Source organism: Streptomyces sp. NPDC111516, from assembly GCF_055635345.1.
Genome location: NZ_JBVKBV010000040.1, coordinates 20,059 through 31,155, shown reverse-complemented (window position 1 = coordinate 31,155; position 11,097 = coordinate 20,059). Strand labels below are relative to the sequence as shown.

Here is an 11,097-nt window from a genome sequence, read left to right as displayed (position 1 = left end):
AGGCCGCTGGCCACCTCTCGTATGTCAGCGACATGACCTCTGAGTTCCGCGACATGGTCTGACCCGGTCTGCTCTGTCGTCCCCAGCCCGAAGGCTGGGGGCGGCAGAGCGGGCCCGGACAGGCCGGAGCCCCGGACGGCAAGCAGTAAAGGGAGAGACATCGTGCGTGAGTCCACCTGGGAGATCCTCACCTGGCTCGTCATGAGCCTCGCGGCCATCGGGCTGATCGTGGCCGCGGCTGTCATCCGCTGACCGCCTGCGAAGTCGACAGCAAATCCGCCAGCGAAAAAGCAGACAGGAGACCATCGTGCCGAACGCCATCGCCCGGATCTTCATGAGGCTCATGGGCAGGTCCTGGGCCTACGAGTCCGCCGAGGACGTCCGTGAGGTCATCGCCGAGAACTCGTTCAACGCCTTTGCCGACCGGGCCCGCACGCACGCCCGGGGCGCCGCCCGGCTCGACGACTTCTACGCCTTCCAGCCCGGCCTGATCGCCTTGCACGACGACATGCACGACGGGTGGCACTACCTGACAGCTCTCAAGGCCCGTGCCGATGCCCTCGGTTGCGCGTCCCTCACCGACAGCCTGGAGGATGCTGCCACCGCCATGGCCGTGGTCCTGCAGGACATCGCCGAAGCCGCCGAGGCCACGGTGCCCCACCCGAAGGTCCCCCCGAAGTAGGGACGCCCCGTGGCGGCCGCCATCCCGGCCAAGGTCCGCCGGCCGCCACGGGCCCCGATCCCGCTCCGCAAGTGCAGCGGGGGGAGCCACATCATCCCCGACACCGAAACGGAGCCAGAAATGCCCCGCCCCGACAACGAGACCCGCGCCGCCGCCAAGGCGCGCATCGCCGAATTGAAGAAGACCCGCGACCAGGCGCACGAGGACGCGGAGAAGGCCAAGGCCGCGGCCGACGAGGTGATGTGGCAGGCCATCGCGGCCGAGCTGGACAAGGGCGAGGCCCTCCAACTCGACGCAGCCGAGGCCACCGCCTTCTCCCGCGACCACGTCGCCAAGCGCACGAAGAAGTACCGCACCACGCAGGACTGACCGACCCGGCCCCCGGGATCCCCGGGGGCCGGCCCCTCCCCGCTCGAACGAGAAAACCGAGGTTGCCACCGTGAGCACCGACCGCGCTCCCTACATCCCGAGCACCGAGGCCACGGTGCAGCCGTACCGTCCGTACGACATCGACGTCACCCCGCACCAGGCCCCCCAGCTCTGGAAGTTCGGCCCGCCCCGGCTCGTCGAGGAGCAGGCGTACGCCGAGAACGACCCGGTGGTCTGGGTGCCGGACGCGTACGGGCAGATGGTCCCGATGCGCCGGTCCGCCGCCCCGGTCATGCAGCCGACGCCGTCCCGCGACCTCTCCCCGCGGCCCGTCCTCGACCCGCGCGCCCAGTGCCTCGCGGCCAGCGGCGTACTCGCGGCCGGCACCGGCTGGGGCGTCGGCCAGGTGGTCAGCGCGTTCGCCGGACTCGGTGCCGGGGCCCTGGTGTGGCTGGCCATCGGGATCGTCGCCTGGAAGGTCGCGCCCGCCGCGATGAGCCGCACGACGGTCGAGAACCGCACGTACGTCACGAACCGAGTCACGAACAACAACCGCGGCTTCGGCCGGTCCAACACCACTTTCAACCGCTGATCGGAGACAGTGATGGCAAGCCAGAAGGCCCAGAACCCGCCGAAGGGCGAATGCAGGCAGTGCTGGTACCACGCGTACGCCTCGCGCGAGGCGCACAAGCACCTCAAGCCCCGCGAGGACTGCCCGGCGTGCGTGGACCACATGCTCAACGGCCACGGCAACATGATCGTCGGGCGGTGACGGCCGTGCTCAAGCCGACGTACGAGACCCACCGGCGCCGCGCCATCGAACCGGGCGGCACTGTCCACGCGGCCCGGTACGCGGGCGACCGCCAGCACTTCACCCTGGCCTGCGCCGTCTACCCGATGCCCGTCGTCGACCGCCTGGTCCGCGACGGGTACGTGTGGACGGTCACCTGCGAGGGGTGCCGGACCGCGCTGGCCGTCGTCATCACCTGCCCGCTCTGCAAGACCGCCGGCGCCGAGGAGTTCGGCCTGCCGATCCCCGGCACCGACGACTCCGCCGACTGCGCGAGGTGCACGACGTGCGGGCACTCCTGGGGTCTCGACCCCGGCGCCGACGCCGGGTGCACCGAGTGCGGCGGCTCTGGCAACACCGGGCGCGGCACGATCTACGACCCGCCCTGCCGTCCCTGCCGCGAGGCGAACGCCCGGAGCTGACCCGCGCCCGGCAACGTCCTCGCACCACACACCTGCCCGCCCCCGCTTTGGGTGGCAGAAGGGGGCCCGCCGGGCCGTGGCGCTTCAGGCGGGCCGCATGGGCGTGGTGGTGCGGGTGAGGTGCGGTAGGCCGCGGGCCGCGCCCGGCGACGGCCGGGAGGCCGCCCCGCGGCCGGTTCGGCCGTCGCCGGTGAACGCGCGGCCCGCAAGGGGCCCGCACCCGGGGGTGCCAAGCGCGAACGCGCTTGTCCGCTTTACCTTCCCCCTCTCCGGAGCGCCCCGACAGGAGCGTCCCACCACCGAGAGAGCGTCCTGAGAGCCGGATCACGCCCGGAACGCACCGGGAGAGCAGACCCGCCCGACAACGTGCGAGAGATTTTTTTAGGGCACTGACCAGCAGAAACACCCATCATGCAGACTCTGAGTCTGCGAATCAGTAGACATGCAGACTCGGAGTCTGCATACTCGAATTACCGCAAGCGAGAAAGCAAGCGGAAATGACAGCTTGAACTAGAGGAGACCAGTCATCATGACCGCAGCAGTCTTCGCCGCCGTGTTCGTCGCACTGTTCATCGGGCACAGCGTGGGTGACCACTGGGTCCAGACCTCTTGCCAGGCCGCGCACAAGGGCCAGCCGGGATGGGTCGGGCGCCTCGCAGACGCCCGCCACGTCCTCGGACTGACCGTCACGAAGGGGATCCTGCTCACCGCAGTGGTCCTGGTCCTCGACCTCCACGTCACGGTCCTGGGCATGGTGGCCGGCCTCGGCATCGACGCCGCGACCCACTGGTGGGCGGACCGCCGCAGCACCCTCGCCCGCCTTGCCAAGGTCCTGGGGCAGGCCGAGTTCTACAACCTCGGCACCGGAGCCCACCCGGCCCACCCGGTGCAGGCCAACGGGAAGCCCGCCGCGCACATGGGCACCGGGGCCTACGCCCTCGACCAGTCGTTCCACCACCTGTTCCTCGGCGTCGCCGCACTCCTTATCGCAGCCCTCTAGCAGGTCAGACCCGCCCCGGCAACGCCGTGAGGGTGCCGGATCGAATCCGGCCCGGGGCACTCCCCAAGATCACCCAGCAGGGGCGGGCGCCGCTCGGCGCCCGCCCGCTCAACCCGAGAGGAACCCCTTCGTGACCAGCACGCCGAAGATGACGCTCGACCAGGAGCTGGAGGCGGCCCTCGCCATCGTCCAGGTGGGTCTGGACCGGATCCGCGACGCGGCCACCCGCACCGAGGACGTGGCCCCGCACGCAGCCGCTCTCCGGGCGCTGCGCAACCAGGAGAACGGCGTCCTGAAGGCCATCGCCGACGTGATCGGCACCATCACCGTTTCCATCACCGAGGTCGACCACGACGACATCGACCACGTCGTCGAGCTGCTGGACGAGGCCCAGGCGTATGCCCAGGACAGCACCGGTGAGCGGATCGACCAGGCCCTCGGGCTCCTGCAGCCGCTCCTGGTCTGTGAGGAGTGCGGACAGACCAAGTCCGACGTCGTCGTGATGCCGGACCCGTTCAGCACCGCCCTGTACCCCGAGGACACCGACCACCGGCAGATGCCGCTCTGCCGGTCCTGCGCCATCGCCCGCTTCGAGGAGAGCTGACATGACGTCGATCCGCATCGTTTCCTTCGGCTACGGCCACGGCACCCCGCCCGTCGCCGAGTTCACCTACGACCTCCGGGCCCAGCTCCGGAACCCGTTCCACGACGAGAACCTGAAGAACCTCACGGGCCTCGACCAGCCGGTGTACGACCACGTCCTGAGCACCCCGGGCGCCGAGCGGTGGGCGTTCAACGCGGTCGCCCTGGCGCTCGGCCTCATCGAGGACACCGCCCCGGCCGCCGAGGTCGTCATCGCCTGGGGATGCGTCGGGGGCCGACACCGCTCGGTCGGTCTGGCCCGCCGGAGCCACGAGATCCTGACGGCCGCCGGCCACACGGTGACGATCGAACACCGCGACGTCGACAAGCCGCTGCTGCCCTCCGGAGTGCACTCCCGCTGAATCGCCCCGCCCTGTCCGACCCGAACACCAAGATGGACCCGGGGCCGCAAATCTGGTGGCCCCGCACCGTTCCAGAGAGGAAACCGCACCAATGACCGACTGGACACCCACCACGCTCCTGCGCGTTGACGAGCGCGGCGACCGCGAGCAGGCCAGCAACGGCCACAGCCGCTACGGCGCCTACATCACCGACCGGCCCGCGAAGTTCCACGAGTACGAGGAGCCCGGCACCCCGCTGACCGCCGACGAGTTCGCCGCGGCGGCCTGGGAGGTCGCCACGCCCCCGATCCTCATCGGGTACGTCAACCTGCGCCCCGACCTGGAGTCGGTCACCACCGCCTTCACCGAGAACGGCGACCTGCTGCTGAAGGTCTCCGTCCCGCTCCGGCACAGTGACCTCCTCGGCGACCGGCGCCCCCGCCACCCCTGGCAGGACTGGACGTCCGAGTACAACTACGCGGACCGCGACGACACGTACCGCCACGCGTACGAGCCCGAGATCAAGGGTGACCGCCCCGCCGTCCTGACCGTGTCGCACATCCTCGTCCCCACCACCGGCTGGGACCTGCCCGCCCCGCAGCACACCGAGGGCCGTGCCCTGGTGGAGGAGGCCAAGCAGGTAGTCCACGAGATCGTCCGGCAGGTCAACGAGCAGGCCGGGCCGATGGTCGCGCAGCTCCTCGGCGACCGGTGACCTTGGCGACCAGCACCACCGGGATCGACGCTGCGGCCGCCATCGCCGCGTACAAGATGTGACCTTGCTCGTTGGACAGACGGACCCCGGGGCCGATCGGCGGCCCCGGCCGATCAGAAGGACAGACATGAACCACCCGAACACCGAACCGCTCCCGCCCGTCAGCGGAGGCACGCTGACCGAGCTGCGCGGGCTGCTGAACGTCACGGACGAATCGTGGGCGCGCATCGTCCCCTGGCTCGTCACCGGGCTGATCCCCGACGTCCCGCGCCCCGTGCTGCTCCTGACCGGCGAGCAGTGCAGCGGTAAGTCCGTGACGGCCCGGATGCTCGCACACCTCCTGGACCCGGCCGTGGTCCCCTTCGGCCGGCTCCCCCATAACGAGGAGGCGTGGCAGGCGGCAGGGGCCGCGTCGGTCGCCGTGTTCGACAACGTCACCCGCATCCCCGAGGAGGCCTCGGACCGCCTGTGCCACGCGGTGACGGGCGGCACGGTGGTGCGGCGCCCCCTCTACACCGACACCCCGGTCACCACCCAGGAGCCCAGCCGGGCGGTCATCCTTGCCGGGGCCATCGCGCCCGACGAGCTGCGGGCGGACCTGGTGGACCGCATGGTCGTCGTGGAGCTGGACCGCATCACCGCACCCCGGCCGGAGTCGGAGCTGTGGGAGGCGTACACCGAGGCCCGGCCGCGCATCCTCGGTGCACTGCTCGACCTCCTGGTCGTCGTGCTCGGCAAACTGCCGGCACTCCGGGAGAAGGCCGACCGGGGCGAGATCCCGAAGCACCGGCTGGTCGACCACGCCCTCGTCATCGTGGCGCTCGAAGAGGCCGTCCCGAGCGCGAACGCGTAGGAGACTCGACACCACCGACCGAAGGAGAGGCCGTGACAGCACAGCCCGAACACCACGACGTCGTACCGCCGATGCGCACGCTCGCCGAGCTGCGCGCCGCCCTGCGCGTCTGGGGCATCCCCGGCGACGCCGACAAGTTCGAGGGGGAGCTGGCGGACGCGGACCTGGACGACCTCACCCGGGTCCGCGAGATCACCCAGGCGTACCGGCACCGGGTCCTGCTGCGGTGCGACCCGCAGGGGATGGCCGCCTTGATGCGCAGCACTGAGGACGTTGCCGACGAGCTGCGCCGCAAGCTGGACGAGGCGGGCGCCCGGTGACCCACGCCTTCCTCAGCGACGCCGCCGAGAAGTTACTGCGGGCCGATCTCAGCCCGAGCGAGCAGGCGGCCGTCGAATCCGTCCGCCGGTTCCTTGAGGAGGACCCGGACTCCGAGCGGGCCCGCGGTCTGCCCGACGCCGACCCCCGTTCGACGTCGTGGGTCATCGAGCTACTGCCCGAGGAGACCGGCGGGCGGGGGATCTCCGTCGTCTACCGGTTCAACGTCGGCCTGGACGCGGTGCTGATCCTCTGGCTCATCGCCGGGCCCTGACCCTCCGTACCACCGAAGCGACCCCCGGCAGGGTAAGTGCCGGGGGTCGCTTCCGTCTGAGCGTACGTCGCCGCCCGCACAGACATGAGCACAGCGGCTGAGCCCGGAGGATCTGCGGCGAGCCTCCGCATCGCCCGGCGACAACTGCCGGTTGTCGTAGCTGGCCGTTCTCTGGCTGAGCAGCCTTTTGGTGAGCGGCGGATCCGGCCGTACGGTGATGGACCCCGGCCACGCCGACCCAGTCGACACTGACCGTTCCGGTCAAGATCAAAAACAGGGGAAGCACGAAGGGGGTTCCCCTGTCGGGGAACCCCGGCACGCCGGGAACGCACAAGCGCACAAGCCTCGCTGACGGGGCAGCACGAACGGGGGTGGCCGGTGGCCTGGGTGACAGCGATCCGTGACGACGAGCAGGTCGAGTACCGGCTGCGGGAGCAGGCCGGGTGCTCGGTCGTGGCGGCCGACGACGTCGTCCAGGAGGTGGCCGACCCGGCGCTGGAGTACCGGCTGCGGGAGGAGACGGACTCCCCGCTCGTGTGGATGGGCAGCGGTCTCGCGGAGGTCGGGCTGACCGCCGGCGCTGTGCTGGACAAGGAGGGCAAGCAGGCCGCCCGGCGGCTCATGAGCGGCTGCCACCCAGAGACCGGCGCCCGGCTGATCCGTACACAGACGTCGGCCCGCGCGCACCCGGCCGCGAAGCTGACGACCGCGCGGCTGGTCGAGGCGATCGAGGCCGCCGCCGAGGAGAAGGGTGTGACGGGCGCCGGTCTGCTGGAGGGCAAGCCGAAGCAGCAGAAGGTGCTGGCCCAGCAGCATCGGATGGTCCACCGGTTCGGCGACCGGCACCGGATGCAGGTGACGACCCTGCACAAGCTCGCCCGCGCCGCCGGCCTCTCGCTGGACGACATCTACGGCGAGACCGAGCTGGCCGAAGCGCGGGAGCACGCGGACCAGCGGGTCGATGACCGGGTCCGCGGCTGGGATCTGATGCTCGACCTCACCAAGTCGGACAGCACCCTGCCGGGGCTCATGTCCGACCTGGACGAGCGGGAGTACCGCGACCTGGTGCACGAAGCCGCGCGCGACACGATCCGGGAGGTCGAGCGCTGGGTCGGGTACGCGGTCGGCTCCGAAGACGGGCAGCCAGTCCGGCTCGCCACGGGCGGTCTCCTCGCGTGGTCCGTGGAGCACCAGGCGGCCCGGCCGATGGGTGACGGGCTGCCCGGCGACCCGCACCTCCACCTCCACGTCACGATCGCCAACATGGCCCTGTGCGAGGACGGCGAGTGGCGGTCGATCGCCAACTCAGGGCAGGACCTGCACCGGCACGCGGCCAGCGCCGACGCCTACTTCAAAGCCCGGGTCCGTTCACTGACCTACCAGCGGTTCGGTGTGCGCCGGCAGCAGGCCGAGCGCACCGGCGCCTGGGAGGTCGACGGGATCCCCGAGCCGGTTCGGGACCTGTTCTCCCGCCGCCACGGGCGGATCGTGGATCTCGCCGGGGACGAGGCCGGGCGTCAGGAGCGCGACCGTGCCGCCGCTGAGACCCTGCGCGCCAAGCACCGCGGTGACGCGTCGGCGATGCGGGAGAGCTGGCGGCAGCGCGCCGAGGAGGCCGGGGTCGACGTCGACGCGATGGTCGCGGCCGCCGCCCCCGGACCGCCCGGCCCGGATAGCGGCCCCGCCGCCGACGGCTCCGGCGGGCCGCTGATTCCCCCGCCGTCCGACCTCGCCCAGATCGTGTTCCACCCCGAGACCGGGCTCACCGCGAGCGCGAAGACGTTCAGCCGCGCGCAGCTGCTCGCGGCGGTCGGCAACGCCCTGCCGTACGGCCTGGGCGCCGACGAGGTCGGCCGCCTGGACGAGCTCGTCGACGACGTCCTGGACGTGGCCGGGTACGCGGTCCGCGTGCCGGACTACGGGTCCAACGTCATGACGTCGACCGCCCGCTACACCACCCAGGACATCCTCGACGCCGAGGCGTACGTACGGGACCAGGCGCTCGCCCGGCACGGCGAAGGCCGCATCGCGCTGACCCCCGATCAGTCGGCGGCCGCCGTCGACGTCTTCCAGGTCGCGGTCGGCTTCGAACTGTCCGAGGAACAGCGCGCGGCGGTAACCCGGCTGCTGACCGGCGGGCACGGCATCGACACCGTCGTCGGCGTCGCCGGGGCGGGCAAGAGCACGCTGATGGAGGCGTGCCGAATCGGGTGGGACGCGACCGGCACCACGTACGCGGGTGCGTGCCTGAGCGCCGTGGCTTCCCAGCAGCTCAACCAGGCGTCCGGGATTCCGGCGCGTACGGTCGCGGCCTGGCTCCAGCGGATCCGTACTGGGAGCGGGCTCACCGGCGTCGACGTCCTGGTCGTGGACGAGGCCACGATGGTGGACGATCGGGCGGCCGAGGTCCTGATGCGCGAGGCGGCCCGCACCGGGACGCAGATCATCGGCATCGGCGACCCACTCCAGCTCCAGGCGATCGGGGCCGGCGGCTGGTTCAAGGAAACCCACCGGCTGGTCGGCGGGCTCACCCTGCACGAGAACCGCCGCCAGGAGGACGCCGCCGAACGGCACGCGCTGGAAGTGTGGCGGACCGGCGACCACGACCAGGCGCTCCGGCTGCTCGCCGACCGCGGCCGTGTCCACCCCACCGAGTCGGCGGACGAGGCCCGCTCCCAGATCCTCACGACGTGGGACGAGCTCCGGCGCGACCGCTGGCCCGACACCCACGACCTCCTGGACGAGCTGGTGGTCCTCGCCGCCCGCAACGCCGACGTCGACGCCTTGAACCTGGGGGCACAGCAGATCCGCCGCGCCGCCGGCGAACTCGGTGACGAACGGACCTACGCGCTGCCCGGCGGGGACCGGCTCACCCTCGCCGAAGGCGACGCCGTACGGGTCCGCGTCAACGACTACAGGTCGAGGCGCGGTGCAGGGCCAGACCTGCTGAACGGGTACCGAGCCGTCGTCAGCCAGCTCGCCGACGACGGCCGGGTCGAGATCACGTGGCGCACCCGCGAGCGCGGCCAGGACGACGCCTACGTGTCCGCGTGGCTGACGCCGGACCAAGTCGCCTCCGGTGCCCTGTCGCTGGGGTACGCGATGACGATCGCCGCCTCGCAGGGGATGACCTGTGACACGTCCCTGATGTACGGGCACGGAGCCAACGCCCACGCGGCGTACCCGGGCCTGACCCGAGGCAGGAAGGCCAACCACCTGTGGCTGCCGCTCGCGGTCATCGAGAGCGAGGACACCCGGGCCCGGCTCGGTGACGCCCGTACCGAGAAGGAGCGCCTGGAGCGCGCCGTCGACGCCTACGCCCGGTTCCTGGGGCAGTCGCGGCCGGACAGCATGGTCTCCGACCTCCTGCACGAGCCGCCGGCCCCGGCCGTTGTGCCGTCGCCGACGCGCACGGTCATTTCCAAGGCCGCCCGCGCAAGGTCGGTCACACGCCACGACCCACGCCACGACGAGGCCCAGCCGCGCGAGTACCGGCTGAGCGACGAGCAGGAGCGGCGCCTGGTCGAGATGCGCGAGGAACGGGAGCTGGCCGGGACACGGGCGTGGAGCCAGCGCCCGTACGGCGGCCACACCGACCAGGAGCTGACCAAACTCATCGCGACCGGGCCCGTCGACGCCCGGCACGAGGACCGGGCCGCGGCCGCCGCCGAGGAATCCGAGCGAGCGCTGCTCCAGGAGATCGCCGAGGCGGAGGCCGGCGGAACCAGCCTGGGCCAGATCGAGGTGGCGCCCATCTACGTGCTGCTGGACCAGGCCGACGAGCACCTGGCCGCCGCCCGTGTCGAGCAGGCCCGGGAGAAGGCGGCCGCCGAGGTCGCCGCGACCGCCGACGAACACCTTCGGGTCCTCGGGGCCGCTGACGGCAAGAGCCGCTTCGCGCTGCGCATGGCGGGCACCTCCCGCAAGGAACACACTCAGCTGACCAAGCAGGCAGAGGCGGACCGGGCAGCCGCGTGGCGCGAGGGCGCCGACGCCCGGGTCGCCGCCCGGCAGGCCGCCGCGGACGCGTGGAAGGTCCTGCGGGACAGCCCGTACGTCACCGTCCTCGGTGCCACCGAGCGCCAGGCCCCGCACGTCGACACCCTCGCGACCCGGCTCGCCGAGATGCGCGAGACGAAGGTGCCCGCCCGTGCCCAGCAGAAGGACACCGGCGACGAGAAGCGGGTTGCCCGGTACCACGGCCAGGCGACCACGGCGCGGGAAAACGCCGCCATGTACCGGGCCACCGCCAAGGACGCCCGCACCGAGAAGCAGCTGCGCGAGCGGATCGCCGAACAGCACCCCAGGCTCCACGAGTCCGAGGTGAAAGCCCGCGCGGACCTGCAGAAGGCTCAGGCACAGCAGAGTGCCCGTGTCGTGCACCAGAGCAGCCCTTCCTACCGGCCGCCGACGCAAGGCCAGTCTGGGCCGAAGCAGAGGCGCTGACCGGGGCACCCGAGCGCGGCGGTGGACGCCCGTGGGTCAGGCCGTATCGACACCGGAGTGTCGATACCTTGGTCCTCGCTCGCGGGCTTGCCCTACAACTTGCCTTACAACTTGCCCTACAACTTGCCTTACAACTTGCTCTACAAGTGGCCTTACAACTGGCCCTACGGCTTGCCTTACAACTGGCCTCCACGCGGTGGCGGCCGCCGTCGTCGTGTGGCGCTGAGCTGGGCGGTCAAGGGGCG

General features: G+C 71.5%; 13 protein-coding genes. All 13 read left to right on the top strand.

Annotation, left to right across the window (positions count from 1 at the left end; all coding sequences use genetic code 11):
• Positions 1-307 precede the first annotated feature (307 nt).
• The 13 genes from ACZ7L9_RS36425 to mobF all read left to right on the top strand — a co-directional run bounded on the left by ACZ7L9_RS36425 (position 308) and on the right by mobF (position 10,852).
• On the top strand, positions 308-682 hold the full coding sequence (locus ACZ7L9_RS36425; protein WP_471421817.1) for a hypothetical protein: 375 nt from the start codon (positions 308-310) through the stop codon (positions 680-682).
• A gap of 120 nt (positions 683-802) precedes the next feature.
• The gene (locus tag ACZ7L9_RS36420) at positions 803-1,051 is read left to right on the top strand and encodes a hypothetical protein (protein WP_471421816.1); all 249 of its coding nucleotides are present in this window, start codon (positions 803-805) and stop codon (positions 1,049-1,051) included.
• Positions 1,052-1,121: 70 nt separating this feature from the next.
• A complete protein-coding gene (locus ACZ7L9_RS36415) occupies positions 1,122-1,643 on the top strand; it encodes a hypothetical protein (RefSeq protein WP_471421815.1) in 522 nt (173 codons plus the stop codon).
• A gap of 12 nt (positions 1,644-1,655) precedes the next feature.
• A complete protein-coding gene (locus ACZ7L9_RS36410; protein WP_471421814.1) occupies positions 1,656-1,823 on the top strand; it encodes a pRL2-8 in 168 nt (55 codons plus the stop codon).
• Entirely contained in the window at positions 1,820-2,263 is a 444-nt protein-coding gene (locus tag ACZ7L9_RS36405) for a hypothetical protein (RefSeq protein WP_471421813.1), read from the top strand. The genes ACZ7L9_RS36410 and ACZ7L9_RS36405 overlap by 4 nt, the downstream gene beginning before the upstream one ends.
• Positions 2,264-2,792: 529 nt before the next feature.
• Positions 2,793-3,263 (top strand): transcriptional regulator, encoded by a 471-nt coding sequence (locus ACZ7L9_RS36400; protein WP_471421812.1) that lies wholly within the window; start codon positions 2,793-2,795, stop codon positions 3,261-3,263.
• Between the two features lie 130 nt (positions 3,264-3,393).
• Positions 3,394-3,867, top strand: a complete 474-nt coding sequence (locus ACZ7L9_RS36395) for a hypothetical protein (RefSeq protein ID WP_471421811.1) — start codon at positions 3,394-3,396, stop codon at positions 3,865-3,867.
• Position 3,868: 1 nt separating this feature from the next.
• Positions 3,869-4,267, top strand: coding sequence for a RapZ C-terminal domain-containing protein (locus ACZ7L9_RS36390; protein WP_471421810.1), 399 nt, complete (start codon positions 3,869-3,871; stop codon positions 4,265-4,267).
• A gap of 91 nt (positions 4,268-4,358) precedes the next feature.
• The gene (locus tag ACZ7L9_RS36385; RefSeq protein ID WP_471421809.1) at positions 4,359-4,961 is read left to right on the top strand and encodes a hypothetical protein; all 603 of its coding nucleotides are present in this window, start codon (positions 4,359-4,361) and stop codon (positions 4,959-4,961) included.
• Between the two features lie 127 nt (positions 4,962-5,088).
• A complete protein-coding gene (locus tag ACZ7L9_RS36380; RefSeq protein ID WP_471421808.1) occupies positions 5,089-5,814 on the top strand; it encodes a hypothetical protein in 726 nt (241 codons plus the stop codon).
• Between the two features lie 32 nt (positions 5,815-5,846).
• Complete coding sequence (locus ACZ7L9_RS36375; protein WP_471421807.1) at positions 5,847-6,134, top strand: hypothetical protein; 288 nt, start codon at positions 5,847-5,849, stop codon at positions 6,132-6,134.
• Complete coding sequence (locus ACZ7L9_RS36370) at positions 6,131-6,406, top strand: hypothetical protein (protein WP_471421806.1); 276 nt, start codon at positions 6,131-6,133, stop codon at positions 6,404-6,406. The genes ACZ7L9_RS36375 and ACZ7L9_RS36370 overlap by 4 nt, the downstream gene beginning before the upstream one ends.
• A gap of 387 nt (positions 6,407-6,793) precedes the next feature.
• Positions 6,794-10,852, top strand: coding sequence for a MobF family relaxase (gene mobF / locus ACZ7L9_RS36365; protein ID WP_471421805.1), 4,059 nt, complete (start codon positions 6,794-6,796; stop codon positions 10,850-10,852).
• The last annotated feature ends 245 nt before the right edge of the window (positions 10,853-11,097 follow it).

Coding starts and splice junctions, on each gene's coding strand:
- ACZ7L9_RS36400 (WP_471421812.1), top strand. CDS start 2,793: ATGACCGCAGCAGTCTTCGCCGCCGTGTTCGTCGCACTGTTCATCGGG.
- ACZ7L9_RS36385 (WP_471421809.1), top strand. CDS start 4,359: ATGACCGACTGGACACCCACCACGCTCCTGCGCGTTGACGAGCGCGGC.
- ACZ7L9_RS36420 (WP_471421816.1), top strand. CDS start 803: ATGCCCCGCCCCGACAACGAGACCCGCGCCGCCGCCAAGGCGCGCATC.
- ACZ7L9_RS36410 (WP_471421814.1), top strand. CDS start 1,656: ATGGCAAGCCAGAAGGCCCAGAACCCGCCGAAGGGCGAATGCAGGCAG.
- ACZ7L9_RS36380 (WP_471421808.1), top strand. CDS start 5,089: ATGAACCACCCGAACACCGAACCGCTCCCGCCCGTCAGCGGAGGCACG.
- ACZ7L9_RS36390 (WP_471421810.1), top strand. CDS start 3,869: ATGACGTCGATCCGCATCGTTTCCTTCGGCTACGGCCACGGCACCCCG.